Here is a 26,994-nt window from a genome sequence, read left to right on the forward strand (position 1 = left end):
TTTAAGTGAATTAACAAGGAGAGAAATTAGATGGCTGACTACAGGGAAGAGGATATTCATGAGTGGTACAATCTGTATCATCAAACAATCTTTAAATTTATTTTTATGCTTACAAAAGATTATCAGCAAGCTGAGGATTTAACTCAGGAAACATTTTTTAAGGCCTATAAATACCATCATACTTTCAAAGGGGATTCTAGCGAAAAAACATGGTTGTTTAGTATCGCTCATAATGTGACTGTTGACCACATGAGAAAACAAAAGCCAATTCGCTTTTTTAAAGAGTTATTCCAACCTCAAATTGACATTAAACTATTGCCAGAAAATGTGGTCAGCTTAAAGAAAGTTCAAAGGAAATTCACGAAGCATTAAGTGCACTTAAACATTCGCACCGGGAAGTTATCATCCTTAGAAAGATCAAGGGTTTTTCAATTACCGAAACAGCGGAGATATTGAATTGTTCGGAAAGTAAAGTAAAGTCCACCTTGCATCGTGGAATGTTAGCTTTGGAAAAAAGATTAATTAAGGAGTCGGGGTTAAATGAACATACAAAGTGAATTGAACACTTATAATCGTGCTCTTCAGAAAGTAGAATATGATTTGGAATGGAGTCAGGAGCAAGCCGATTTAGTCAGGAGAAAACTGGAGAGGCAAATTTATAAGGAAAAGGTTAAATCTCGGGCTTTCAAAATTTTTGGATACCTATCAACTATAAGTATCACTTTTTCTCTCCTTTTTTTGCTTGTTATTCAATTGGGGAATGAAGATTCATTTGTTTCAGGGATGCTATCAAAAGAAGAAAAGCTGTATACAATGGAAGTAATCGACGGGAAAGAGACACCGGTTTTAACCGAAAAAGGGATGGAATATGTTGTTTATCCAATGGATGCCCACAAGGAGATCAATACAATCTCAGGAGAACCATTTCTTGGAGTATCTGTTAGAAAAATAGGTAGTAAAGAACAAATATATACACAGGCGATTTACCCGACTTCAGAAGGAAGGTTTATTTCAGTACATTATTCAAAGAATGAAGCGGGATCAGTTGAAGAAATGAGTAGATATTTTTTACCCGAATATCCCCTCTACGGAACAAAAGTCACGGAAATAAATGTTTCAGGGCAACGGGCATTTCTACATGAACCAACAACAGAATATGGAACAGCTGCGCTATATATCGTTACTAAAAAGTATGTATACTATATGAATAATCAGGGGTTGATAGACAAGCAGCAGGGTGATTCTGGGGAGTTAATCGAACTTGCCAACTTGTTTAACTTTGAAGTTGAAAGATAAAGATTGGACTTTAGAATTATAACCTACCTAAATAATTGCGATGCATAACTTGGGGAATAATTTAATTCAGTGAGTTAAGTGAACCGTTATAATTTAAGGCAAGGGTGCTTTGATCCAAGAAGGATTAAGGCCCCTTTTTGTTGAATTCCTTATTGAGCTAAAGGGGCAGGATAGTTCAAGAAAAGTAGCAGGATTATAAGGAATTAAATAGAATATTTGTTTTTATGAAGGAGGGGATGAATGAAATGCAGGGATTTATTTATCATATGGTACCTAACCAGATGGTTGGAGACAAACTTATACCGCTAAATTCATTAAAAACGACTCATCCAGATTTATATGAAAAATACACTGAAAAGTATTTGAATCACCCAGAAAGAAGTAAACTACTGAAAAGAAGCATACCTAAGTTAAACTGTCTGTGGAATGATGTGATTCATTTCTTACCTTTACACCCTTACTTTGTTTTTAACGCCCTTTCTAATCTGGGAATTAAGACAAAAGAAAATGTAACCTTTTATAAAATTCCTATTGAGTTATTAGCCCATAACAAAAATGCTATTTATCATTATTCTAAAGAGAGATACAAAGGTCCTTCGGCAGGGATTGTTGATGAAGAAATTGAGTTATTGGATATCAAAACTTATCAGGAACTTCAGGACATACCAACGGATACCTTGACCTTTTATAGAAATGAAAATGAAAAGGGTAACAAATTCGGTCTCTTTCCTTTTATTCCCCATATATTGACCCTAGGTGAGGTGGATGTAAGGAATGTTGAAATTGTATCGTGGAATCGATTTGAATAAGCAGTTGTTGTTAGTCATCCTCCTTCAACTAAAAGGTGCGTTGATCCAGGAAGGATAATGCACCTTTTTTATTGAATTTCTTATTAAACAAACGAGGCAGTTACTTCAATATGAAATCAAAAGTAATGAGCAATTACTATGAAGGTAGATAAAACGGAGGTTGAGATGCGAAAAGTTTACCTAGATAGAACAGAATTAACCGGAGCCATAAATGTAAATTTAAAAGATACTGAGGTAATACAAGCTGGTACAACGATTTTTCCTATGAGTGTTTATCATAAAAATGAGGAGTACCAAAAATATGCTAGCAATTATGATATTCAATTTATCTTTGACAATGATATTCCACAATTAGAATTTTATACTGTTCCATATGTAGATATTATGGCAAAAGATAGTAAAGGTGGATTTATCGGAACTATTGGTCAACAATGTGATTTGAAAAGTGACGCACCAATTTGTTATATCAATAGCCATTTAGAGTGCTTGATAATTTCTGAAAACGGAGAAGATTTTTTGAATAACATAGGAACCTGGCAAGACAATTTGAAACTTTATGATAAAATTACGGTTTATCGTTCGAAAGCAGAAGCAGAAATGGAACTAGATTTTATCGATTTGTCTGTTTGATAGTCCTCAATCATTATAAATTCATATTGAACGGGAGCGTTGATCCAGGAAGGATTACCCCCTTTTTTGTTGAACTACTTATTGAACAAACAGGGCAGGTTACTTGAAGAAGGTTTAGGGGTGTTAAAAGATGTATCTTAAAAAGTTCTTTCGGAGATTATTCCTGAGAAAATATGATGAATTTGCTACAATATTAGGCTTCCAAGACTTGAATTCAGCTTATGATAACACTTTTTTTATTTTTCGTATTCCAGAGGATGCCCAATGGAATGCAACAGAATTACCTAATAAAAGTTGCGCGGTTTGGAATGACATAGGACAACCGCCATATTCATTTCAACTCTTCCCCTCTTGGGAGGAAGCAATTGTCGTCTTACGTAACACGTTCGAACAAGAAAATTATGACGAAGACTACTGGGAACCAGAAGGATTTGAACCTGGGGAGAATGTGTTTACTAAACCACCAGATAAAAATAAGAGAGACTATTGATATTTCTTCATAAGAAGAGTTAAAAAATTGAGTTGAATTAGGTGGTTATTTTACTAACGGGGCAGTAATGTTGAAGAACTATTTTTGTTTGTTTTTTAGAGGGGGGACAAGATGAACCAAGTATTAGAGAAAATAATTTATTTTGGTTTCACAATTTTTATTTTTATCGTTTTATGGAAAGTAACAGGTGAATTATGGGAAACCTTTGTTCCGTGGAATTACAAAACTGACCTCTTAGGAATTTTTGTAGTAGCACCAATTTTAATAGTATCTTCATTTATTTTATCCAGCTATTCTTTTAAAGTCATAAGGGGTTCTAAATAATATAGCCTTTTGTTGTGTTAACGGGGGCGAGCTGGATACGCATCCGCCCTTGTTCAAGTAAAGGGGCAGTTTAGCTAAAGAAGAAAAAGCTCACAGGAATCGGGGGATAGGTAAGTTGAGGAGCATTAGGCTAAGATATAAAATACTTTTGCTTGTCGTATTTAGTATGATTTGTATGTTCGTATATAAAAAATTTATCTATACATTTGAGTTTAATAACGGTGAATTTTTTGTAGGTCCTGTGGAATCGCCTAATGGTAAGTATACAGCCAATTCATATTATAAAACGTATGGTGGAGCAGCAGGTGGTGTAAATGTTTGGGTTGAAATTAATGAAGGTACGGGCAATAAGGTTCGTACTATATACTATGCTCCGGGGAAAAGTAATTTTTCTATGAATTGGGTAGACGATGAAACACTAAACATTACCAATGAGGCTCCAGGAGTTCCAAAAGAAAACCGAAGCACCAAATTAACAATAGGGAAAGAAATTTATGATGAGTCTGGTGCAGCCTGTGATAGTTGGGTTATGAAAGATGAATATGAAACTTGTTATGAAAGGGATTAAATTCTCTAATAGCTAAAATGTGAAGAGATGTACTTAAACATACGGGTGCAAGAGTACAGAAGCAACGCATAATTTGCGTTGCTTCTTCGCTTTGTTAGAAGTATTTCTGGTAAAACTCCTGTCTCAGCCTACCGCTTAGTTGGGCATATATTCGAGTGGTTTCACTTTTCTCGTGCCCCAAAAGGCTTTGGATAACTTCAACTGGTGCTCCATTATTCAATAAATGGGTGGCATAGCTGTGTCTGAGTTGGTGGGGATGAATTTCCTTATCTATGCCGGCACGCGCTGAGATTTTCTTAATGTAATACCTCATCTGGGCAATACTCATCCTGTGTGGCTGTCTCTCTGTTACAAAAATGGCCGGATCTTTATCCTGGCGGCTATCAATGTATCGTTTAAGCCATAATTCAGCCCGAATATTAAAATACACTTCACGTTCCTTGTCACCCTTTCCCTTTACGATGGCAGAGCGGTTAGACCAATTAATGAAATTGCGATCAAGTGCAGCGATTTCTCCAATTCTGCACCCAGTAGAAAACATCATTTCGAATAGTGCCTTTTCCATGGGGCTGATACAGGCTTCACGCAAAAGTTCAATCTCCCTTTCTGATAGAAACTTTGGGATTCTCTTGCCGGCTTTAGGTTCCTTGATCTTTGCTGCTGGATTTATGGTTAAATGGCCTTCCTCGTGACACCAGCGAAACAATGACTTCATAAACCGGATTCTGTGGGCCAAACTTGAGGGTTTTAAATCCTTGCCTTGAGTAACAAGATATTTCTTTAATCCTTCTGTATTGAAGGTAGCAATAATTGGGTCCTTAAAATAGCTTATGAGCAGCTTTGCCTGAATACCATATGCTTTTAAGGTATATGGTGAGAATCCTTCAATACGTTTATCTGCTTCATAGGACTTCCAAGCAGTTGATAGCAACAAGCCAATCCCTCCCATTTTATTAGGATATTAGAAGGTATTCTTGCCAGTTTTATAGAAATTTAGACTTAGTGAAGAGAAATTATAAAATATCTTACAAACTTGGTTAATTTAATTAAGTCTTCTAATGAACTAATTTATTGGGAGGTGTTGAAATGGATATGGAGAAGTACAAATTAACATTACTAACAATTATTACACTTGTCTTATTGTACATAGCATTTATAATTTCAGACCCAGGCTTCGGAGTTGGATATTAAATGAATAGGTCCTATACAGCTCAGCCAACAAATACTAGAAGCAGCGTTGTTGAAGAAACGAAACAGTTTAGTAAAAGAACGGATCTATAAAATACCTTGGTTTGAACCCAATAAGGGGGTAATTAGATGAAAAAGGTTGGATTTATACTAGGTATAGCAATAGTTATTATAACTGTGTTCATATTTGTAAATAAATTATACTATCCCTCTCTTCCAATAGAGAATTTATCAGCAAAAGAAGCAATTGATAAACTAAAAGAATCGGAAAGTAAAATAGCAGAAATTGCAGTAGAAGGCGATTCTATTTGGTATATCACAAGTAGTGAGAACAAAGGTATATCGATTGCTGATGAAAATATAAAACAAATGGTTGGTTCAAAGGGATGGGAATTTAAAGAAAAAGATGGTGCTGGTCTGTTCTTTGAAAAAGACGGAAGGAGATTAATTGCCACCACTCAAATGTGGACTGGGAATTATGTTCTCGTTAAAATGCCAGGTAATTTTAAAAAATCTTGAGGGGTTTTTAATAAACTATGATAGTTTTTGTTGAATTCCTTATTGCACAAACGGGGCAGGTTAGCTTAAGAATCACTTTAATTCAAAAGAAGTTCCGAATGGGGGAATATGATGAAAACGAGTATTTTGAGCCGATTAAAACAGATATTTGGTAGGAAGGTTTATCATAGGAACCCCCTTATTTTGGAGACAGAAACCGATGGATTTATCTATGGTGAAATAACTGACCACTTTGATTTTGATGAAGAAGAAGGATGTACCTTTGGAGATGGTTTTGTTCAGGCTCCGAATGGTTCAAGAGCAGGGTTAATTTGGGCTGTAAGCGACGAGCCCTATTTAAAGACTTGTATTGAACCAGAAGATGGTAGATGGGGAGTATACAATGTCGGATTTGTGAAGCCGATTAAAACAATGGACGATTTAAAATGTAATTTCAAAACAGTTCTTCCGATGATTAAGGAAGCATATAACAAAGCAGAACGTGGGAAGTAGTTCAACTAACGGAGAAGACTAGTGAAGGAAAAGCCAGTATTTTATAAGAGTAACGTAGTCCAAGGAGAGGATAAAGTGAATAAAATTCTTGCTAAAATGCCATACAAAGTTAAAACCTCAGACTCAATAGTTGGATTATCCAGTCTTGAGTGGGAAAGATTGATAACCATTGACGGTGAAAAAGCAGTTCATATTGGAGTGAACTGTGATACTTGCGGCTTCTTTTTTGAACGCCTTGGAGGGGCAAATAGGAGCAGTATAGCTCCTGATGTTTTATCGAATCAACTGAGGTCAGGCTTAACCTCCCTTGATCCTGTATTTATTGAAAATATCTCTTCACTAATGCCAGTAGGTAAGTATATAGTTACTCTTCAAGAAATTTCTCCAACGTTAGTACAACTAGGCTCAACAGATGATTACTTTGCCAATGAACAAATTAAGGTATGGGGAATTGACCCATTTTGGGGATTACCTCAATACCCGAAAGTACAATATTACCGTGGAGAGACAAAGGAGTTCTCAAGAGATGAAAAATTCTTTGAGTTCATTGTTCCAATGAGCCCACCTAGCTGGTTAGACGAGGACCAAGTAATAAAATATGATTCAATACTTAGTAATGGAGTAAAGCCAACTGCATTAGCTTTATCAATCTTGGACATTAGGCAACCAGCAGATTGGGAAGGTGATTTAGAACATACTAAACATTATTGTCTAAGCCATTACTTGATTGATGGTCACCACAAAGTTTACTCTGCAAGTTCTAAGCAAAAACCAATAACCCTTTTATCTTTCCTAGCACTAAATGAATGTGTTGCGACTCCAAAAGAAATTGATTTCACCTTATCAAATATATAGAAATCCTACTGACAAGATTTCTAGTTCTGGTTGATCATTAGTGTGGCATTTAAGATAGAACTAAAGAGGCAGCATAACTGTAAGCAAAAGATTGTGAAATAATGCACTTAAACTAACGGGTGCTTATGTTGAAGAAGGCTAGGCCTGTATCACTAACTAAATTGTTGGGTACAGTCCTGTTATTTCAATGTGTTTCGTTGATTACTTTTATGAACATAAGCATCCCTACTCTATTGTTGTCGTAAAAATAAAAGTCTTTTTCCGTCGTTAATTTGGGGACCAGATATAGAAATCAGTTTTCCTAATGTATATTTTTTAATTACCTGTTTGATTTGGAGGTTAAGTCTTATTGCCAGCTCTAATGTTGTTATGAACCTTTCATGAAAGTCCATGAAGTTTTGAAATGGAATTACATCTGTATCCTCATGGTCAAACCCACCAAATCGACCACTTTTTATCCAGTGCTGAATATCAGATTTTTTTATTCCTAAGAGGAACGATACTTCTCTAAATGAGATAGATTCAGTCTTTTCGCTGCTTTTGAATATCTCTTCTCGAATTTTGAAGTAAATCTCCCTTTTGTCTAGTACTAAATCCGAAAATTCATTCGACTCATAGGTATACTTTATCGAACCATTTAAGATATTTCTAATTAGCAAATGTGCCTTATCTGGACCAATCCACTCAATAGCTTCATTGAGTGAAGTAGGGTTGTCAATAGCTTTTATGGATCCCTGTTTAACTAACTTTTCAAAAATACTTATAGAAGATTTAGGGATTACCCAGTTATATGCGCTGCCGGATTTAAACCAAAAAGCGCCTTCAACATGTCCATCTTTTAAAATAGCATATGTAGCCTTGGCGCTTGTCCCCCATATTTCTCTCAATTCCTCTTTGGTATAACTATTTTCAAATTTGTCCATAAAGGATTCCAATTCTTCTTTATTAATAACTGTAATGTTGCAATCAAAAGTTCTTATTCCATTGGATTTAATTAGACTTGAATTAGCTATACTTCCATTAAATTTGGGATAGATAAACCTGACTTCATCAGACCTTAAATAATGATTCTCGGTCAAATTCCCTTTGTCCAATGCTACATAATTTGTAAAGGCTCGAGAAATTTCCCATAAGGATGTATTAATAATCCTTGGAATTCCATACTTAATGAAACTTCGGAACGCTTCATCATTATGTTTTTCTGCTGTCTTTATGAATTTGTTAAATTCACTTGGCCAATTATTAAAGATCTGAAAGATATAACTGTATAAGCATGCTGCTTGTTCTACAGTGCGATAGTTCTTCAAATGGTTTCTCTCAAGAATGTTTCCTTTGAAGTTCATATTGTATGAAGGGTTAGAGAACTCTTCTGTAGGAATCATTTTCACAGCCCATAATGCTAAAAAATCTAAAGCTTTTAGAAAGGTTGAAGGCTCTTGTATCCAAGCATTAAGCGGTACCAACGTATTTTCTTCGAGGATTTTGTTCATTATCTGCTGATATTCGATAAACTTATTGGGGAAATTCGCTTTAATAGGTGAATTTGAGAGTTTATTGTTACAAATTGCACACTCATCAAGTATAATAGACTTAGTGTTCGGAATATTACAACAATTATTGCAACTATCCAATAATAATGTAGAATGTTCTACACATATAATTGAATGGCAATTTATCCAAGATTTTCTCTGATATGCCCCTTGTTGAAGGCACAAAGGACAGAATCTTGTTTTATTATATAAAAACCATACATTTTTTGACTCTTTAGGTACTTCCATGTGATTCCTTTCGAAATGATGATAAACCGTTAACTTCTTTGCTTCACTCAAGGTAATTCCTAGAAACTCAGCTAAAGATTTAAGGTCATCTCCCATTAACCAATTTACTCTTTCAGGTGCCACATTAATTGATAACTTCTTTGCAATCAACTCGAATATCCAATCCAGATTACTCATCTCGTGTTCTCTAGCTACCCTGTAAATAAAACTTAATAGAGTTTCTTGTGAATAAGGTTTCGGAAAAAAAAGCAACATATAACCACCTACTTTTTTATCCTATCTTTTCCTTAGTTAGGTTAATTATGTAAATAGGGGCGGATTTAATGGAAGCTTCAAGGAAAATTAAAGCCAGCAGCAAGCTTAGTTTTAGGGGAAAGCATAATAGCACCAAAATGCACCGAATGATTCCCTGGGAAAGTACTCTAGAAAGAGATTTTATTAAACTTCTTGATTATGATCCAACAGTCCTATCTTTTAAATTCCAGCCTGAAAAAATCAACTATGTCTATAAAGGAAAAAAGAGAAAGTATTTTCCTGACTTCCACGTTTTGAAAAATGATATGAGGGAGTATATATACGAGGTTAAGGCATTTGAAAAAACTGAAGATGAAGAGAATAAAATAAAATTTCAGGTTGGAATGAAGTTCTGTAGCGAAAGAAAAATGAAGTATGTAGTGGTGACTGAGAAGGAAATTCGAAAAGGATTTTTAATAGAAAATCTAGATATATTGTCCGAAGTAAGACAAGACTCGACCAGCAGAAAAATTATGAGTGTTGTTTTTAGAACACTAGAAAAGTTAGGGGGGAAAACGAACTTAGGAACTTTGAAAAAGAGTATAAGTCAATTTAATGAAGAAGAAGTGGAAAGTAATATATTTCACTTAATCTATACACATCAATTAAAAATGGATATAATTTCTGCTCCAATTAGTGATGAATCTTTTGTGGAAAGGACGAGTAATTAATGGCGGGATATTATTTTTCAGCGGGATCTAGGTTTTTAATTAGAGGGAATGAATATTTAGTTAGGAAAGAGTTAGAGAGAGATTACGAATTAGAAAATGTTAATTATGAACAGACTGAGTTATGGAAAAAAGACGAGCTGCTGCAATTATGGCGGGATGAATTATTAGTCTTCAGAAAAAAAGAAGCTGAACAAGAGTATATACGTGTACAAAACATAGATGATTTGGATGAAAAGTCAAAAAAAGAAGCAATCAGACGTTATAAAATTTTAGAACCCGTTATAAAAGGGGAAATATTGCCCTCAGAAATTAAGGGCTACGTGGATTCATTAAATGGAGAAGTAAAAAAATCAGCTTTTTATGAATGGAAAAAAAGATGGGAATGCACAGAAGATATTAGAGCGCTTGTGGCTTTCAAGTCTGGTCCCAAGGGTCCAAAAATTTCAGAAGACATCCAAACAATACTAGATGGTGCAATTGAACACTATTTAGAACATTATGTTTACGAAGGATTAAAATATACTATTGAAGATATTCATTCAGAATTTACTTTAAGAATAGATGAAGAAAATCTAAATAGAGATAAAACTGAAATGTTGAATTACGTTTCTCCTTCGAAAGTGAGAAGGAGATTTATGGAGTTAGTAGATATTTATAAAGTTGATTTACCTAAAAAAGGCACAGTTTTAGCAAAATTAAAAAGAGATGGGGTTAAGGAAGAGGTTGTTGCAACAAGACCTCTTCAAAGAGTAGAAATAGACTGGACTCCAGTTGATCTTATGATGATTGACCCTGCCGACCTTAAGCCGAAAAGGCCTAATTTAATATATGCCATTGATAAGTGTACTGGTATGCCATTGGGCTTTTTTGTTACTTTTAAACCGGTTGACAGCAGGGCTTTAAAACAATGCTTAATTCATTTAATTATGCCTAAAACCTACTTAAAAGAATTATATCCCTTGGTTGAAAACGAGTGGGTATCACATGGAATTCCACATACCATTGTAGTTGATAATGCGAGTGTCAATGATTCGTATGAGTTTGAAGAGGCTTGCCTTCAATTAGGAGTGAAGGAGGTTCAATTTTGCAAAATTGATGCGGGTCATCAAAAGGGAACGATTGAAAGAGCTTTTAGAAGGTTAAACACCATGTTTATACATAATCAAAAAGGTACTACGTTTTCAAACTTTATAGAAAAAGGCAGATATGATTCTCAGAAGAAAGCTTGCATAACTATTCAGGGTTTTATCTATATGGCACATCTCGGTATGGTTGATATAGTGGCAAATAGTTACGATAGCAGAAGAGGTAATTCACCTCATAAACTATGGGTGCAAGGAATTGAAGATAATAAACGCCTTATGCTTCAGATTCCACGGAGTGTTGAATCATTAAAAATCATACTTATGGGTGGATCAGAACTAAGAATTATTCAACAACAAGGAGTAGTAATTCAAAATGAATATTTTTTTAGTCCGGAGCTAATGGAACTGAAGAATCTTTTAGAGAAATTCAAACGTGGGGAAGAAAAGGTAAGAGTGCGTTTCGATTTGAGTGATATGAGAAAGGTATATGTCTATGACCCAATAAATAATAAGTATATCACCGCTGGATTTACTGGTCTAAAAAGAAAAAAAGTAAACGTAGACTTGCCAGTTCCATACCAAGCTTTGGAACTGGATTCCAAAAATAGAACAGAAACAAGAAAAACATTCAGTTCAAGTAACAGAGCAAAAACAAAACGTAAAATGGAATTAATACGTGAACAAGAAGAAAAGAAAGTTAAAAAATGGAAAAGAAATAAAGGACAAGTGGATTCCATTTATCATGATGCTGATTTCATCACTGAAACAGTACTAAAGCCATTGCAGGGCGAAACAAGTAGCATCGCTATTATCCCCACTCAGAGTAATATAAATACTCCTTCAATAAATGATGAGATTAGAATTATTGAAGAAGAGCAGCCTGTAAAACAAAAGAATAAAAAGAAGTCTGAATCCCAAATTGATAATGAGGATAGTTGGTATATTGAATACGAAGACACAGATGTTGAAGATCTTCCAAGTTGGGACGTAACTATGAAAAAGGACAAAAAGGAGCTGGCGCAGTATGACTGAAAATTTTCCTTTTAAACGATTGCATGGTAGCCCAGCAAGCCAGGATGATGTAAGAAATAGAAGAGAGCATGTAAAGAAAATAGTAATTGCACATCCGAACTATAGTAATTTACTTTCTGAGATAGAAGATATTCATTTCTATTCGAAAGGGTCGGTAAAACCTGATTCGCTTTTCTTATCGGGAGTGGCTGGAGTTGGAAAGTCTACGGTATTGGAGGAGTACACTAGCCGTTTCCCAAGGCAGCTAGTTAACAATAATACTGTTATTCCTGTTCTGTACTCAACAGTGCCAGTAGGTGCCACCCCAAAATCGGTAGCATCCAAACTACTTTATTCTCTAGGAGATCCTGCTTATGAAAAGGGGACAGAAATCAGTCAAACAAGCAGATTAATGAACTTTATAAAGAAATGCAAGGTTGAGTTGATTATAATAGATGAATTTCAGCATCTGTTAGATCGAGATACACAGCATGTCTTGAATAAAGCGTCAGAGTGGGTGAAATCCTTTTGCGATGAAGCGGGGGTACCTATTATATTATGCGGTTTTCCAGAATCGAAAAAAATATTTAAATTCAACTCTCAGCTTGATCGACGTTTCTTGATGAAGCTTACCATGGAAGGTTTTCAATACTATACCCGAGAAGAGCAAGTTGCATTCAGGATATTTTTAAAGAGTATAGATGAGAGGTTGCCTTTTGTAAACCGATCTTCACTGGCATCCAAGCAATTAGCCGATAAATTGTATTACGCCACAAACGGGCTGCCATCACATTTAAATAAAATTTTATATGAAGCAACAGGGCTAGCAGCGAAAAGCGGTAACGATTCAATTGATGAAAATCACTTTTATGATGCGTTTAATAAACTTGATATATCTACACGCCCTTGTGTGTCTAATCCCTTTACTATAAAGAATTTCAATATAGTTGAGGCTTTTGAATTAGAGCAGCTTAGAAGTAAAGAGGCTAAATAGGATTTTGAACCACCATTGCTGCAGCAATGGTGGTTTATTATTCTGTTATCTTTGGTTAAGTCAATAATAACCAAAAAGTGGTATAATTAGTAATGATTTGTCGTCCTCTGGTGAATTTTTTTGATTTGGAGTAGTTGGTAGGGGGTTTCAATAAGTGAATTTATCGATAATTGATTTTATTTCAAGACTGGTTACAAAGTTTAAGAGGTCAAGTGAATCTCGTGAAGAAAATGGATTCAGGGAACGGTTTGAGGATTTAACTCCTAAAAATAATATTGATAAAAATGGACATTATTCAAATGCGATAGCTTGGGCTCTAGAAAATAACAATATTAATAATATTGCCTTAACGGGCCCATACGGATCCGGAAAGAGTAGTATTTTAAAGACATTCCAAAGTGAAAATATTAATTCATATAAATTCTTAAATATTTCTTTAGCATCTTTTAAAGAAGAGGAAGAAGAAAATGAAAATATCTTAGAAAAAGGTATATTGCAACAAATGTTTTATAAGGTGCCTAGTAAAACATTACCATTTTCTAGATTTAAAAGAATTAGGAACGAAAGAAAGCGAAGTATGTATGTAAAGGTGTTATTTTTAGTATCCTTTTTAATATTAGGATTGCATTTATTTAACCCCAGTTATTTAGCTGGCTTATATAAAAATACAACTATTAATGAAAGCTTTACAGCTGGGAACATAGTTTCGAAAATTTTTACAGTTTTATTGTTGTTTACTTTCTTAGCATATTTAATAATTCTAACCACTAATCTTTTTAACTTTCTTGGGAGGAATTTAAAATTAAGTAAATTAACTTTACCAAATGCAACAATCGAGATTGACAAAGAGTCTGAAAGTTCTATATTCGACAAATACTTAGATGAAATAATATATTTTTTTGAAACCACTGAATATCAAGTGGTAGTTTTTGAAGATTTAGACCGGTTTAATAACCTTGAAATTTTTGAGAGGTTAAGGAGCTTGAACACATTAATTAATAACTCGGATCAAATTAATAGACGGGTAGTATTCTTATATGCGATTAAAGATGATATGTTCGGTTCTGAAGATGATATGTTTAGTAGCAGAAATAGAACCAAGTTTTTTGATTTTATAATTCCGGTTATTCCAGTAATCAATTCATCTAACTCCTATCAAATTCTAAAAAACAAACTAAAAACTACACCTGGTGCGGAAGCAATTACGGAAGATTTGATAAATGATATTACCTTTTATATTGACGATATGAGGATCTTAATTAATATTTGTAATGAATACAACCTCTATAAAGAAATCTTGGGAACTATTGATTTAATCGAAAATAATCTATTGGCAATGATTGTATATAAAAACATTTATCCTAAAGACTTTGCAGACCTTCAATTTAACGATGGAATGGTTTATAAGGTGTTTCAAAATAAGACAAGCTTCATAGGAAATCGAATAAATGAATTAGAGAGTGAGTATTTTAAAATTGAAAATGATATAAATAATGTTGAAAATGAAGCATTATCAAGTAGAAATGAGTTGGATATTGTATATGCAGAAGCCTTAGGTCTAAATCATACAAATAATTCCATTTATCTTGATGGTACCCAATTTATTGGAGGAAATTGGAGAGGATTAAACTTCTTCGAAAAACTAGATAGTGCCAGAGAGATTAGATATCACTCATCTACTAGTGGGTGGAGACACCCAAATCCTACAAGGGAACAAATCGCTACAATATTTGATACGAAAGTTAATTATTTTGAAAGATTAAAACTAATTAAAATTAAGGAAGAAAATCGAATTGATAAGTTAAAACTTAAGTTAGAGTTATTAAGTAAAGAAAAGCAGGAAGTACTGGCTTGGTCATTAAAAGACATAATAAATAAAAGTACTTCTGAAGAGATTTTTACTGAAAAAATACGAGAAAAAAAGCTGCTCATGTATCTAATTAGACATGGCTATATAGATGAGATGTATTCCCAGTATATGAATTACTTTTATCCTGGAAGTATAACTAATGAAGATATGAAATTTTTAATGAGTGTAAAAGATCAAGAACCTCTTCCTTTTAACTTTTCATTATCAAATGTAAATAAAATCGTTGAAAAATTATATGGTAAGGATTTTAAGCGATTAGAGGTTTTGAACTATGATTTAATAGAATACCTTTTAGCTAATAATTCACATAACGGACTGTTTTTGGAAACTGTAATAGAGCAGTTAGTCAATCAGAGTAAGGAGTCCATTTCCTTTATTGATAACTTTAAGGATATTACCAACTTCAAAGGGGTATTTTTGAAACTTATCGGCAAGAGATGGATAAAAATGTGGCACTATATTCAAATCGAGTCTAATTATTCTATCCAAAAAACAGATGAATATCTGGAAGATATACTTAGATTTGTGGATATAGAAGATATAATAGCCATGAATATTCAAGATGAATTAACACAATATATTTCATGTAAAGAGGAGTTCTTTGAAATATTTCCAAATGTTGATGATTTAAAAATGCAACAAATTCTTAAAGAGCTTAAAGTGAAATTCAGAAAAATAAAACTGCCTCTTCCTGATCATTCTTCGATAATAAGCTTTATTTATGAAAATAATCTTTACATGATTAATCCAGAAATGGTTAAGTTGATTATTGACATAAAAGCTGGTGAAGAGAATATCCTTAACTTTACGAACATAACTAGGACTAATCTTCAATCACTTGTTGAGTATATTGATGAGAATATAAATGAATATATTGAAAACGTATTTTTAAAATTGGAGAAGAACCATGAAGATGAGAAGACTATAGTTGAACTACTTAACCGAGAAGATATAAAAGAACATTTAAAAGTAAAAATAATTCAACATTTTGAAGGTAAATTAGAATTAATTACTTCTGTAGGTACCCCTTTTTGGAAGGAGTTTTTAATTGAAAATAAATTAATTAGCAATTGGGCTAATCTGCTAAGTCATTATGCAGAATTTAAAAAAATTGATAGCTCAGTTTTAGAGTTTTTAAATAATGAAAGTAACAGTATTGAATTGGCGCACAATAACTTAGAAGATATTGACGGCTTTGATCAAGAGATGGTGGAGGAGTTCTCTTCTGAAATAACACAAACTACGGAGATTATGGAAAACTGTTTTGAAAAAATAGCTAGTAGCTTAATTAGTTGGAGTAGTTTCCCAATTAAAGAACTGCCATATAGCAGAGTTGAAATACTAATTAATAGTAACGTTTTAGTGCTTTCAAATGAAAATTATACTTCACTAAAAGAGTACTTTGAACCTTTACACTTAAGTCTAATTGAAAAACATATTGAGACATTTATTAATGATATAACATCTTTTGATGTAGATCCAAAAGATGTTATAAGCTTATTAGAATCAGATCGGATCACTTATTTTAATAAAAGAGATATGATAAATAACCTTAATGAGAATTTAATATCTCAAGATCTTAATTTAACGATAATTTTAACTAGATTTCTAATTAATCACAAACCTCAAGTTAAAGATTCATTATTAGATATTATTTTGGATACAAAAGTTTCTAAGTCCGATAAAATTCATTTGTTAGCATGCCAAATAAAAAACCTAGATAACGAACAAATTACAAAGCATCTCCAAACTCTAAAATCACCGTATTCGGACATCACCGAAAATGGGAAGAGGCCGGTTTTAGAGGACACTTTAATAAATAGAGAACTTTTAGGTGAATTAAATGAAATTAATTATATTTCATCTTGGAGCCAACAAAAAGAAAAACTTCGAGTGAATACTAAACACAAGTAAAACCAAAAGAATAAAATTTTTCCGGACAATATTGACAAACGTCTTTTATTTTTTCCGAGCATTAATGAAAAAAACTAGGAAGTTTACCTAATTACTTATACTGGTTCCGGAAGTCAATGAATAATGAGTGAAGAGAAAAAGGGATTTTATAAATATGTGGTTCCGATAGTTTATGAAAAATTACATTTAAGACTTCTCCGGAACACCATAAAAAAGCGGAAGCCGTCATCACCAGGCTCCCGCTTTATTTGTATCATCTAGGCTTACGGGGCCTGGCCTCCGTAATAAAAATTTGTTAGGCCCCATGAGAATTCTTTCATCGAACATATTTTATTCAACAACCCCAGTCCTCAATATCTCAAACTCAATCTTCACATCGACTTTGCTCTCTGGGTACATGCTGTGCCATTTTTCAGTGGTCAAGTTGGCGTGTCTGACACTTTTTCGATAGATTTCTCCAATTCCGAATGGGTCGGCCTCTAACTCTCGTGCTTTTTTGATTAATTTTTCAATATCTGAAGTGATTTTTTCTTCTAGCTTTTCTTCGAGTTGCTTTACGTATTTCGGGTTTTTTAAGTCCAATGCCTGGTTGATTTCGAGCAGTCTTGTTTTTAGTTTGATGTTCAGTTCAAATTGGAGATGGTCCTTGCTGATCAGGTTAATTTCACTTTTGCTTTGGATTGTGTCTAGCACTACGGCCAGCTTATCGGGAGCGGTAAGAGACTCTGGCAACTCAAAACCTTCTTTGCTGACCTCCAATTCAATAGCTCCCGCCTTGTAGCGGTCATTGATCAGCTTTAAGTAAAAGGCTTCATTCGCACTGATTTTACCGACCATTTGGTCATCCTTGATCAGAGCCATTCCGGTAATTTTAATAATCCCTTTATCGCTTTTTATCGTGGGCATCGTTGGATCAATGCCTGGTGCGTAATAATCATGCATGACTTCCTGTAGGGTGGAAGATGGGATTTTTTCTCCTTTAATGTTCTGGTCCAGTTCCTTGTATATGAGCTGGCTGATATCGGAGAATTGTTCATTCTTTTGGTTCAGTAGCTTATTGGTATTTCCCTCGACAACCGCCAGATAGGTAAGATCGCTTATGGAGGGATCCCGGGCAAGTGTATCTGCCAGATTGATAAGACCGTAACGGACGACATCTTCGCTGAATAGGGCTACCCGCAGCTGCCCTGACTGTAATTTTTTCGGGCTTTTTAGATCGGCCTCATTTCTCGCTCCTTTACTTGTTGCTGACTTTGCGGCCAGGATGATCGAACTTTGCTGCGCCTCAGGGTCGATTTGGAGAAGCACCATTGTGGCCAGGATCTGCTTATCCTCGGTAATGTCATAACCCACCGTGGTAAGCAAACCCATCTTCTCAAGTGTTTTCTGTTCTGCGCAGCCAGAAAGGAGAATGATCAGTATGGGAATCATGAGTTTATTCATTTTATTGCGCATTGGCCTCATCCTTTTTACGGAAAAATTTCTTTTTGATCAGGACAACACCCAAAAGAAGGATTGGATAGGCAAAAACAATGTAGAATGCTCCCTTGGCGAAGTAGTCGTTAAACAAATTGATTTGAACCCTTGTAAGCGGGAAAAACAGGGTCAGTAAAATAAATGCAAGAAGCATCCAGCTGACCTTCTGTTCCTTCTTATTAAAAATCCTTGATATCCCCCGGGTTGCTGCCCACATATAGAGCATCAGGTTTGGAAGAATCAGCAGGACCCAGAAAGTGATCGCCACGTATTCAAACCGTTCAATGAAGGGGAAGCGGACAATTTTAAAAAGGGATAGCGTACCCCAAATCGTTCGTTCAAGCTGGCCGCCGCTGAAATAGGCAAGAGAAACAACCATGAGTGCAAGGTACAGGATGGTCGTGAAGCCAAGACCATATTGCATATATTTATGGACCCTGTCCTTTTCTTTTAAAAAGGGATAGATGACGTAAATGATTTCAAAGCCAATCACTGTGAACGTCATTTGTTTTGCGCCTCTCAACATTTCGGTTATGTTCGCTTCAAACATTGGAAATAAGTAATCCCAATTCGCAAATTGAGCGGGATAGACGAGCAGCAGGATCAGCCACAGGGATAGGATGACACTGAAGAAGCTGACACCCACCACTGTCCGCAGCCCGCCATTCAAGCCGTAGTATACAAGGTAAACGAGAGTCAGAGCTAGCAGCCAGTTCGGTACTTCGGGGAAGATCCATGCCTGGATGACCTCGATATAGTTACGGATGATGATGTGGAAGCTTCCAAGAAAGTAGAGAACAAACAGGATATTAACCAGGTTTCCGAGCCATTTTCCGAGCACATCATACTGGATTCCAAATAGATCTGAATTCTCATATAAACTTAAAGTTTTCACCATTATGAACCCTATGATGGCAGTGGCAACCCCGCTGAGAATGACGGAAATCCACGCATCATGCCTTGCTTCCATATAGATGATCCGCTGAAATCCCTGGATTCCAACACCCAGCTGCATTGAATGGATAACAAAGATGAGCAGGAATGTATTGACCATATTTTGGGGCCTGGGCTCGATGTGAATTTTCATTCATAACACCACAACTTAGTTTTTGTTTTTTCGATATCTGTATTTCAATCGATCCAATGGCCTTGCCTGTACCGGGCGGCTGTTGGTCCACCCGATTGGAAGACGAATGATGCTGTCGCGCCAATCTTCAAACCTAGGCGGATAAAAGGGAGCCAAGAACGGCGTCCCAAGACTGGATTGGCGAAGCAAATGGATCAGCAGGAAACAAAATCCGACCATCAGTCCGTAAAATCCCCACATTCCTGCCAAAATAATTAATGGGAAACGCAGGATTCTGATGACATTGCCCATCATGTAGTTTGGCGTCGTAAATGAAGCGAGTGCGCTAACAGCGATAATGATGATCAGGATATTGCTTGTGAATCCTGCATCTACTGCAGCTGTCCCGACGACAATACCGCCAACGATACCCATCGTCTGGCCGACCTTCGTTGGCAGCCGTGCTCCTGCTTCCCGCAAGAGTTCAATCATCGTTTCCAGCAATAATGCCTCTATTATGGGCGGGAAGGGCACTCGAGATCTTGACTCACCAAGCGGAATCAGCAGTGTTTGTGGGATAATTTCATAATGAAAAGTCAGAGCTGCTACATAGATCGCAGTGAAGAAAATCGATACAATCATTGAAAATACCCTCAAAGCCCTGATAAACGTCGCGATTTGCCACCTGACACTTTCGTCCTCCATACTCTGGAAAAATTCAATGAATGTTTGCGGTGCGCCGATAACCTGTACACTGCCATCAACCAGCACGAGCATTTTACCGTTCAACAGCCAGGCGCAGGCGCGATCCGGTCTTTCTGTCAGCAGCAGTTGAGGAAAGATGGCGAATGAATTGTCTTCAATGAGCTGTACCAAAATCGAGCTATCTAGGATACCATCAATTTCGATTGATTTGATCCGCTGGCGCATTCGGTCAACCATCTCATCATCCGCAATTTCCTTTAAATAAAGAAGCGAAATCGCTGAGTTCGTTTGTTTTCCTAAAGAAAAGCTTTCATTGCAAAGATTTGGATTGGTAAGGTACCGGCGGATAAGAGATATATTGGTCGCAAGGCTTTCATTAAAGGCGATTTGCGGACCCAATACTTGAGACTCATTTTCCGGACGGGTCAATGATCGGTTTTCTTGAGTACCGACCATTGCACTGATGGTCACAGTGTGGCCTGGCGAATGGACAGCGACGGCCCCTTTTAAAAGTGACTCAACCAGGACATCAACATATTTAAGTTTGGAAGTACTGGAAACGGTAATATGCTTTAGCGCTTCGTTTGGGGAAACGTGAGAATCTTCAAGTCGAGCGAGTACATTTTCATTGAGCATTTTTTTATCAGTCAAAGTATCAAAGAAAACCAGTGTAAAGCCATTTGTGAGTTCCTTGATATTTAAATCGGCACTGTCATGAAATTGCTCCTTCATTTTTCGGATGAAATCGTCCTTATCTGCAGGGATTAATTCCTTGTCGTCGAGGTTTTTTTGTTTGACGCTTTTGTCGACTACGGCTTTGTGTTTCTTGAAGAACATCAAAAATCCCTCCGATTCAATCATCTACTCTACAGGTTTTGCTTGTGTCGGAAAAATTATACTGCTGATAGTTTTTGTGATTTTATTAAGAGAAGCTCAGGTGCAGAAGCGACACTAATCTAAGTGCTTATGATAAAAAAAAGAAGCTGACATTTTGTCAGCTTCTCATGATAAAACTCCAAGGGAATCTAAAAACACTATAATAATGACGACAGGCACGACAAACCTCATCACATAGTACCAGAGGTTAAAGAACAGGTTGCCTCCTTTTGAATCCTTTAGAAGCTCCTGGCGAAGTACTTCCTTCTTGATTTTAAGCGGGACAAAGATGGAAATCAGCAATACTCCGAATGGCATCAAAATGTTGCTTACAAGAAAATCAGCTGTGTCAAAGATGTTTTTTTCGAAAATCGTCGTTTCTGCCATTATCCCGAATGACAGGGCAGAAGGGATGCCGAGCAGGAAAATCATGCCACCGGCTATCCAGGCAAATTTTGCCCGCTTTTTCTGATTGCCTTTTGCAAGTGTAGCAACGACGATCTCAAGCATCGAGAACGCTGAAGTCAGTGTCGCGAACAGGAACAAGACCAGGAATAGAAGCAAAAATAGCTCGCCGAATACCATTTTTTCAAAGACAGCTGGAAGGACGACGAATAGCAGACCTGGTCCTTCAGCCGGTTCAAATCCAAGTGAGAAAACAGCTGGGAAGATTGCTAGACCGGCAAGCAGTGCGATAAACAGGTTCATTCCGACAACCGACAGGGCGGGCTGGACGATGCTGCCTTTTTTCGGCAAGTATGAGCTGTACGTTACCATCACAGATACACCGACACTCAGCGAGAAGAAGGATTGTCCCATCGCAAACAGGATGCTTTCTGAAGTGATGCTTGAAAAATCAGGTGCCAGGAAAAACTTTACGCCAGCAAGTGCGTTTTCAAGCGTCAGCGATCGGATGATCAGGGTGATGAACAGCAGGAATAAAGCCGGCATCAGGATTTTGCTTGCTTTTTCTATCCCAGATTGAATGCCTTTGGCAACGACCAAAATCGTGACTAATAAGAAGGCAGCCTGTGCAGCGAGCACACTCCATGCACTGCTGATCGTCTGTCCGAACAAGCCTCCGTAATCAACTCCTTCATCAATCACTCCGCCAGCCAGTCCTTTTACAAAATAGAGGCTGATCCATCCGCCGACAACACTATAAAAACTGAGCAGCACAAAGCTGGTGACGACTCCGAGTATCCCGATCAAATACCATTTGCTTTTTGGCGCGATTGCTAAATAGGCGCGAATCGCTTCCTTGCCGGTACTGCGTCCGATGATAAACTCCGCCAGCAATAGAGGCAGGCCGATGAATAACGAAAATAAGATGAACATCAGGAAAAATGCTCCGCCACCGCTCACTCCTGTTACATATGGCAGCTTCCAGATCGCCCCGATGCCAATCGCCGAACCAGCTGCGGCCAAAATGAACCCAATTTTCGATGACCATTGTTCTCTCTCCATGTTGATATCTCCCTTTTCTCTCTATTTCAGCTGCATGACTGATGTTTGGGCAAAATAAAAAGCCACGCCTCTATCCATCAATCTGGATAGGGACGTGGCTGAACACGCGGTACCACCCTATTTGGAAGCATGCTGCTTCCCGCTCAAGTTACTGGATAACGGCCACAACCGTTCCTTTGATAATACTCTTTTCGTCCTTGCGAAAACAGCTATTATTAAAAGAAAAAGCTCCAAGAACGAAATTCACCATGTCTTTGTATCAGTTTCCACCACCCACTGATTCTCTATTAACAGGGAGACCGGCTTAATAGACTCTCTTCAACGCTTCAACTTATTAAAATATTAATTGAAATTATAGTGTGATAATGAAAGAGTGTCAAGGATTGATTTATAAAGCCAGATGTTTTATAGCACATCTTGTAGGTGATCCTAATAATTTAGGCTAGTGAAGTAAAATACTTATAGAAAATAACTTACAAAACTCCAGGCCATAGCAGTGAATAAACCTGTGGATCCCAAAGTATAATAAATCAATTTCCGGGACTCCTGTTTTTTAGCTAGAAGATACCGGTTGTAGCTAAGGTAGCCTTTAGCAAATTGAACGCCCAACTCATCCGGCTCTACACTAAATTGTTTTCCCGCTTTTGATTGTAAAATCAAACTCTTAATCAACGGAAGGTTCTCCATGTCTTGAAACTCGTCTTTAAAGGATATCCCCTCGACACTTTTAATAAAAGTACCGCCGTTAAAATCAACTCGTACAATGTTGTATAAGGAGCTCTCCTGAATTTTTTCGGAATAATGGTATGCTTGATGTTCGATTGCATTATTTGATACACACATCTATCCACCACCTCGACATCCCTTTGCTTTTCATTATATGCTATAAGTCATGATGATGATGATGTTCTAGTGCCTCTATTCCTTTCTGGGTGATCATCGTTCCGCTTCTGCCGCGTCGGATTACGACTAAGCCTTGTTGTTCGAGTTCTTTTAAGCGCAGGCGTATTTGCTGTTCGGTAAGCGGGCTGCTGGTATTTGACATCATAAGGCTGAGCTGAGGCCTGCCTGCACTTTTTCCTGACAAGTTCAATTCTTTTATCAATTGTAGAAGGGTTCTGTACTCTTCGGCCTTTTTATAACCAGTCAGGTCAGTTTCAGGTAGGTGCCTTTTTTCCTGCTGGTCGACAGGGAGATCTTCAGTGGAAATGGTTTCGCCTTCTGAAACAGCGATCATGTACAGCAAAGTGTTCTTTAGCTCGCGGATATTTCCAGTCCAAGGCATCTCTGATAATCTGGTTAAGGCCTCATGGTCGATTTTTGCTTTGGGCTTATGGCTTTCATAGATAAAATGCTGTACCAATAATGGAATGTCTTCGTTGCGCTCCCTGAGTGGAGGTAAGCTGAGTGACAATACCTTCAAACGGTGGTAAAGATCCTCGCGAAATTCACCTTTTTCAATCATTTCCTTGAGATTCTTGTTCGTGGCCGCGATGATTCGCACATCGACGGGGATATTCCTGGTTCCGCCAATCCGGCGAATCTCTTGTTCTTGTAACACACGTAATAGCCTTGCCTGAAGCTTCATACTGATATCACCGATTTCGTCGAGGAACAGTGTGCCACCGTCAGCCTGTTCGAATACCCCTTTTTTGCCTCCTTTTCTTGCACCTGTGAACGAGCCTTCTTCGTAACCGAACAATTCACTCTCCAGCAGATCTTCTGGCAGTGCGTTGCAGTTTATCGCCAGGTATGGAGCGTCCTTCCGGCTCGATACCATATGCATGGCACTTGAGAAAAGCTCTTTCCCGGTTCCGCTTTCCCCCTGGATCAGGATTGACAGGTGGGTCCTTGCCAGTTTTCGAGCGATTTTCTTCGTTTCTTTGATTGCTTTGCTTTTGCCGAGAATGTTTTCAAAAGTATGCTTCGCGACATATCCTTTCTTTTGTAGCTCGAGCCTGACTGCTTTCTCCATTTCAATCGTTTCGTCCATGTTTTTGAACGTGACAACAACCGTTTCTTCCTGTGTAATCGGCATCCGGTGGACCATGACATTCGTTTGCCTAACCAGAAACGGATAAGGTACCTCAGCATCAATGTCTTTCAACAAGAAATGCAGAAGATCGGGATTATGGAAAATGTCATTTACCTTTCTGTTTAGGGCCCTTTCTTTCGGTATGCCCGTGATTTTTTCCAGAACATCATTAAAAACCGTGATGCTGCCTATGGAATCAAGTGCCATGATACCGTCATTCACGCCATCGACTACATGTTTCAGGTACTGGTTTAACTTGGCTTCTTCCTCTTTAAGGAAAGATAGTTTCTGGCTTAATTCAATGATCCTTCTCGTATACCTGTCAGCGACTTGAATTCCGAGCGCCTCCGGCAGGCCGAGTCGGTCAACGATTTTCATGATGGTATGAATATCGATCAGTCTGACGCCGAGGTTGATTTTTGTGGTGATTGAATCTGGAATCAGTTCCATTTCCCCGGGGGTGACGGCAATATTGATTGCTTGGGGGTATTTTGTGCCGGGAAAGTAGGGATGGTATTGTAAATGATCTATTCCAAGCGCTTTTAAGGTGTGGATGGAGTCATTGACACTCTCGGGAAAGTCATTAACATAGAGGACATTGGTGCCGGCGGGGAGGCTGAACAACCTGTCGATATACTGGTGGTTGATCGTCCTGTTTGCGATGATGACCTCGCAGTTTTCTCCAATGACATGTTCGACTTCTGCTTCGATCAGGTAGGATGAATAGATAACGATTGTATCAGAAATCCTTTCCGGCAAGGATTCGTCAGACGAATAGCTTTGGATTGATACATAATTTCCTAGTATGCTTTCTAGTTGGTCTTCCAAGGCCAACCTTGTTTCCATTGTTCCTGCTAAAAGAATAAGCTGTTTTTTCATTTTAATTGGTCCTCTTTGGTTCTTTTTTGATACTATTATACCATTTAAAAGAACCACATAGAACCATTTTAAAATTATGGGTTTTAGCTTGAAAGTGAGTGTTTACAAAGATTTAGTGAACATTTAATTATTGGCACGAAAATTGCAAAAACTTTAAATGAGGACTTGTTTTATAAAATCAAGGGGGTTTAAGGATGGAAAATAAAGTATGGAAGGTTCCGCACACATTTGTCATTGTGTTCTTCGTTGTCATGCTTGCGGCAATCGTGACGTACTTCGTGCCGGTGGGCCAGTTCGAAACGAAGGAAATCACCTATACTGACAATGGCGAGGAAAAAACGAAGACGGTATTGGATCCGGAGAGTTTTCAGATTGTAAAAGATGAACAAGGGAATCCAGTCCACAAAGGAACAGATTTGTTCGAAGCAGGCGGGGAAGCAGGTTTCCTGAACTTTGTCTTTGAAGGGTTGGTTTCTGGTGATAAATGGGGTTCTGCTGTCGGAGTTGTGGCATTTATCCTGATTATTGGCGGAGCTTTTGGCATCATCATGAGGACGAGGGCAATCGAGGAAGGCATCCTGAATGTCATCGATAAGACAAAGGGCAGGGAAATCCTTATTATTCCGATCATGTTCTTCTTGTTCTCACTGGGTGGTGCAGTTTTTGGAATGGGAGAAGAAGCGATCGCCTTTGCGATGATTCTTGTGCCATTGATGGTTGCGCTTGGATATGATGCGATTACAGGCGTGATGATTACTTATGTAGCAACACAGATAGGGTTCGCAACATCATGGATGAATCCGTTCGGTGTCGCTATCGCGCAGGGGATCTCTGGCGTGCCGGTTTTGTCCGAATCACCGTTCCGCATGGCAATGTGGGCTGTATTCACGCTGCTCGGAATTGCTTATACCTGGCGTTATGCAGCAAGCATCAAGAAGGACCCGGTAAGGTCACTTTCCTATAAAGGCGACGATTATTTCCGTAAGGATATGAAGAACCAAGATTTGAAAGTGAAGTTCAGCCTAGGGCACAGCCTGGTTATTTTAACGATTGTGGTTGGAATCGCCTGGATCATCTGGGGAGTTATAGAACATGCTTACTATATTCCGGAAATCGCTTCACAGTTTTTCACAATCGGACTTGTGGCCGGAATCATTGGTGTTATTTTTAAATTGAACAATATGAAGGTCAATGATATAGCAGATGGATTCATTGACGGCGCGAAGGACTTGCTGCCAGCCGCTCTTGTTGTCGGTATGGCGAAAGGAATTGTCATCATCCTTGGCGGCGACAGTCCGGATGCACCATCCGTGCTTAACACAATGCTATTTGGAGCAGGCCAGGCGATCGGTGATTTGCCGGCATCGGTTTCTGCGGTGTTCATGTATTTGTTCCAATCCGTTTTCAATTTCTTCGTCGTATCAGGGTCAGGCCAGGCAGCATTGACGATGCCTTTAATGGCGCCGCTTGCTGATATCGCTGGTGTTTCCCGTCAGGTTGCGGTCCTTGCTTTCCAGTTGGGAGACGGTTTGACAAACATCATCGTTCCGACTTCCGCTGCATTGATTGGCACGCTGGGGGCAGCCCGGATTGACTGGGGAGTATGGGCAAAGTTCATTTTCAAATTCATGCTGCTGTTAGTAGCAGTATCAATCACATTTATTATCATTGCTGTATCCATTGGTTTATAATGGGCAAAAAG

24 protein-coding genes and 1 other annotated feature are annotated in these 26,994 nt (G+C 37.5%); of the genes, 16 read left to right on the forward strand and 8 right to left on the reverse strand.

The window, feature by feature from the left end:
* Positions 1-30 precede the first annotated feature (30 nt).
* The 8 genes from LC048_RS24875 (at position 31) to LC048_RS00725 (ending at position 4,117) form a co-directional block, all read left to right on the forward strand.
* Entirely contained in the window at positions 31-372 is a 342-nt protein-coding gene (locus LC048_RS24875) for an RNA polymerase sigma factor (RefSeq protein ID WP_371931972.1), read from the forward strand.
* The gene (locus tag LC048_RS24880; protein WP_371932088.1) at positions 357-557 is read left to right on the forward strand and encodes an RNA polymerase sigma factor; all 201 of its coding nucleotides are present in this window, start codon (positions 357-359) and stop codon (positions 555-557) included. The genes LC048_RS24875 and LC048_RS24880 overlap by 16 nt, the downstream gene beginning before the upstream one ends.
* A complete protein-coding gene (locus tag LC048_RS00700; protein ID WP_226601601.1) occupies positions 541-1,296 on the forward strand; it encodes a hypothetical protein in 756 nt (251 codons plus the stop codon). The genes LC048_RS24880 and LC048_RS00700 overlap by 17 nt, the downstream gene beginning before the upstream one ends.
* A gap of 236 nt (positions 1,297-1,532) precedes the next feature.
* Positions 1,533-2,105, forward strand: coding sequence for a group-specific protein (locus tag LC048_RS00705; RefSeq protein WP_226601598.1), 573 nt, complete (start codon positions 1,533-1,535; stop codon positions 2,103-2,105).
* 138 nt (positions 2,106-2,243) lie between these two features.
* A complete protein-coding gene (locus LC048_RS00710; RefSeq protein WP_226601602.1) occupies positions 2,244-2,735 on the forward strand; it encodes a hypothetical protein in 492 nt (163 codons plus the stop codon).
* A gap of 130 nt (positions 2,736-2,865) precedes the next feature.
* Positions 2,866-3,225, forward strand: coding sequence for a hypothetical protein (locus LC048_RS00715; protein ID WP_226601603.1), 360 nt, complete (start codon positions 2,866-2,868; stop codon positions 3,223-3,225).
* A gap of 111 nt (positions 3,226-3,336) precedes the next feature.
* Complete coding sequence (locus LC048_RS00720; protein WP_226601604.1) at positions 3,337-3,549, forward strand: hypothetical protein; 213 nt, start codon at positions 3,337-3,339, stop codon at positions 3,547-3,549.
* Between the two features lie 148 nt (positions 3,550-3,697).
* Entirely contained in the window at positions 3,698-4,117 is a 420-nt protein-coding gene (locus LC048_RS00725) for a DUF5412 family protein (protein ID WP_306050618.1), read from the forward strand.
* Between the two features lie 94 nt (positions 4,118-4,211).
* Here LC048_RS00725 and LC048_RS00730 read toward each other — a convergent pair whose 3' ends face one another.
* Positions 4,212-5,051, reverse strand: a complete 840-nt coding sequence (locus tag LC048_RS00730; RefSeq protein ID WP_226601606.1) for a tyrosine-type recombinase/integrase — start codon at positions 5,049-5,051, stop codon at positions 4,212-4,214.
* Positions 5,052-5,434: 383 nt separating this feature from the next.
* On the opposite strand from LC048_RS00730, the gene LC048_RS00735 reads away from it, so the two are divergent.
* The 3 genes from LC048_RS00735 to LC048_RS00745 all read left to right on the forward strand — a co-directional run bounded on the left by LC048_RS00735 (position 5,435) and on the right by LC048_RS00745 (position 7,171).
* Entirely contained in the window at positions 5,435-5,824 is a 390-nt protein-coding gene (locus LC048_RS00735) for a hypothetical protein (protein ID WP_226601607.1), read from the forward strand.
* 108 nt (positions 5,825-5,932) lie between these two features.
* Positions 5,933-6,316 (forward strand): 3-deoxy-8-phosphooctulonate synthase, encoded by a 384-nt coding sequence (locus LC048_RS00740; RefSeq protein ID WP_306049172.1) that lies wholly within the window; start codon positions 5,933-5,935, stop codon positions 6,314-6,316.
* A gap of 21 nt (positions 6,317-6,337) precedes the next feature.
* Positions 6,338-7,171, forward strand: a complete 834-nt coding sequence (locus LC048_RS00745; protein WP_306049174.1) for a hypothetical protein — start codon at positions 6,338-6,340, stop codon at positions 7,169-7,171.
* 230 nt (positions 7,172-7,401) lie between these two features.
* Here the strand turns inward: LC048_RS00745 and LC048_RS00750 are convergent, their stop codons facing one another.
* Entirely contained in the window at positions 7,402-9,204 is a 1,803-nt protein-coding gene (locus tag LC048_RS00750) for a TniQ family protein (RefSeq protein WP_226601609.1), read from the reverse strand.
* 68 nt (positions 9,205-9,272) lie between these two features.
* Between LC048_RS00750 and LC048_RS00755 the strand changes: the two genes are divergently transcribed.
* The 4 genes from LC048_RS00755 (at position 9,273) to LC048_RS00770 (ending at position 16,788) form a co-directional block, all read left to right on the forward strand.
* A complete protein-coding gene (locus LC048_RS00755) occupies positions 9,273-9,914 on the forward strand; it encodes a TnsA endonuclease N-terminal domain-containing protein (RefSeq protein ID WP_226601610.1) in 642 nt (213 codons plus the stop codon).
* Positions 9,914-12,031: a transposase family protein gene (locus LC048_RS00760; protein ID WP_226601611.1), complete on the forward strand. Its 2,118-nt coding sequence runs from the start codon at positions 9,914-9,916 to the stop codon at positions 12,029-12,031. Before LC048_RS00755 ends, LC048_RS00760 begins: the two co-directional genes overlap by 1 nt.
* On the forward strand, positions 12,024-13,004 hold the full coding sequence (locus LC048_RS00765; protein WP_226601612.1) for a TniB family NTP-binding protein: 981 nt from the start codon (positions 12,024-12,026) through the stop codon (positions 13,002-13,004). Before LC048_RS00760 ends, LC048_RS00765 begins: the two co-directional genes overlap by 8 nt.
* Positions 13,005-13,158: 154 nt before the next feature.
* Entirely contained in the window at positions 13,159-16,788 is a 3,630-nt protein-coding gene (locus tag LC048_RS00770) for a YobI family P-loop NTPase (RefSeq protein ID WP_226601613.1), read from the forward strand.
* A 330-nt stretch (positions 16,789-17,118) separates the two neighbouring features.
* Here LC048_RS00770 and LC048_RS00775 read toward each other — a convergent pair whose 3' ends face one another.
* The 6 genes from LC048_RS00775 to LC048_RS00800 form a co-directional block, all read right to left on the reverse strand.
* A complete protein-coding gene (locus LC048_RS00775; protein WP_226601614.1) occupies positions 17,119-18,243 on the reverse strand; it encodes a Ger(x)C family spore germination protein in 1,125 nt (374 codons plus the stop codon).
* Positions 18,233-19,351, reverse strand: a complete 1,119-nt coding sequence (locus tag LC048_RS00780) for a GerAB/ArcD/ProY family transporter (RefSeq protein WP_226601615.1) — start codon at positions 19,349-19,351, stop codon at positions 18,233-18,235. Before LC048_RS00780 ends, LC048_RS00775 begins: the two co-directional genes overlap by 11 nt.
* A 15-nt stretch (positions 19,352-19,366) precedes the next feature.
* The gene (locus LC048_RS00785; RefSeq protein WP_226601616.1) at positions 19,367-20,872 is read right to left on the reverse strand and encodes a spore germination protein; all 1,506 of its coding nucleotides are present in this window, start codon (positions 20,870-20,872) and stop codon (positions 19,367-19,369) included.
* Between the two features lie 165 nt (positions 20,873-21,037).
* Complete coding sequence (locus tag LC048_RS00790; RefSeq protein ID WP_306049178.1) at positions 21,038-22,378, reverse strand: sodium-dependent transporter; 1,341 nt, start codon at positions 22,376-22,378, stop codon at positions 21,038-21,040.
* Between the two features lie 85 nt (positions 22,379-22,463).
* Positions 22,464-22,709: a binding site (T-box leader), on the reverse strand.
* A gap of 128 nt (positions 22,710-22,837) precedes the next feature.
* Positions 22,838-23,221, reverse strand: coding sequence for a hypothetical protein (locus LC048_RS00795; RefSeq protein WP_226601618.1), 384 nt, complete (start codon positions 23,219-23,221; stop codon positions 22,838-22,840).
* 40 nt (positions 23,222-23,261) lie between these two features.
* Positions 23,262-25,292 carry a sigma-54 interaction domain-containing protein gene (locus LC048_RS00800; protein ID WP_226601619.1) on the reverse strand — a complete coding sequence of 677 codons (2,031 nt, stop codon included), beginning with the start codon at positions 25,290-25,292 and terminating at the stop codon, positions 23,262-23,264.
* A 194-nt stretch (positions 25,293-25,486) separates the two neighbouring features.
* Between LC048_RS00800 and yfcC the strand changes: the two genes are divergently transcribed.
* Positions 25,487-26,983, forward strand: coding sequence for a putative basic amino acid antiporter YfcC (gene yfcC / locus LC048_RS00805; RefSeq protein WP_226601620.1), 1,497 nt, complete (start codon positions 25,487-25,489; stop codon positions 26,981-26,983).
* Positions 26,984-26,994 lie beyond the last annotated feature (11 nt).

The sequence above is a fragment of the Mesobacillus subterraneus genome (assembly GCF_020524355.2).
Classification (GTDB): Bacteria; Bacillota; Bacilli; order Bacillales; family Cytobacillaceae; genus Mesobacillus; species Mesobacillus subterraneus_C.

Coding starts and splice junctions, on each gene's coding strand:
- LC048_RS00780 (WP_226601615.1), bottom strand. CDS start 19,351: ATGAAAATTCACATCGAGCCCAGGCCCCAAAATATGGTCAATACATTC.
- LC048_RS00755 (WP_226601610.1), top strand. CDS start 9,273: ATGGAAGCTTCAAGGAAAATTAAAGCCAGCAGCAAGCTTAGTTTTAGG.
- LC048_RS00740 (WP_306049172.1), top strand. CDS start 5,933: ATGATGAAAACGAGTATTTTGAGCCGATTAAAACAGATATTTGGTAGG.
- LC048_RS00790 (WP_306049178.1), bottom strand. CDS start 22,378: ATGGAGAGAGAACAATGGTCATCGAAAATTGGGTTCATTTTGGCCGCA.
- LC048_RS00775 (WP_226601614.1), bottom strand. CDS start 18,243: ATGCGCAATAAAATGAATAAACTCATGATTCCCATACTGATCATTCTC.
- LC048_RS00720 (WP_226601604.1), top strand. CDS start 3,337: ATGAACCAAGTATTAGAGAAAATAATTTATTTTGGTTTCACAATTTTT.
- LC048_RS24875 (WP_371931972.1), top strand. CDS start 31: ATGGCTGACTACAGGGAAGAGGATATTCATGAGTGGTACAATCTGTAT.
- LC048_RS00705 (WP_226601598.1), top strand. CDS start 1,533: ATGAATGAAATGCAGGGATTTATTTATCATATGGTACCTAACCAGATG.
- LC048_RS00750 (WP_226601609.1), bottom strand. CDS start 9,204: ATGTTGCTTTTTTTTCCGAAACCTTATTCACAAGAAACTCTATTAAGT.
- LC048_RS00710 (WP_226601602.1), top strand. CDS start 2,244: ATGAAGGTAGATAAAACGGAGGTTGAGATGCGAAAAGTTTACCTAGAT.
- LC048_RS00800 (WP_226601619.1), bottom strand. CDS start 25,292: ATGAAAAAACAGCTTATTCTTTTAGCAGGAACAATGGAAACAAGGTTG.
- LC048_RS00700 (WP_226601601.1), top strand. CDS start 541: ATGAACATACAAAGTGAATTGAACACTTATAATCGTGCTCTTCAGAAA.
- LC048_RS00715 (WP_226601603.1), top strand. CDS start 2,866: ATGTATCTTAAAAAGTTCTTTCGGAGATTATTCCTGAGAAAATATGAT.
- LC048_RS00735 (WP_226601607.1), top strand. CDS start 5,435: ATGAAAAAGGTTGGATTTATACTAGGTATAGCAATAGTTATTATAACT.
- LC048_RS00760 (WP_226601611.1), top strand. CDS start 9,914: ATGGCGGGATATTATTTTTCAGCGGGATCTAGGTTTTTAATTAGAGGG.
- LC048_RS00765 (WP_226601612.1), top strand. CDS start 12,024: ATGACTGAAAATTTTCCTTTTAAACGATTGCATGGTAGCCCAGCAAGC.
- LC048_RS00785 (WP_226601616.1), bottom strand. CDS start 20,872: ATGTTCTTCAAGAAACACAAAGCCGTAGTCGACAAAAGCGTCAAACAA.
- LC048_RS00795 (WP_226601618.1), bottom strand. CDS start 23,221: ATGTGTGTATCAAATAATGCAATCGAACATCAAGCATACCATTATTCC.
- yfcC (WP_226601620.1), top strand. CDS start 25,487: ATGGAAAATAAAGTATGGAAGGTTCCGCACACATTTGTCATTGTGTTC.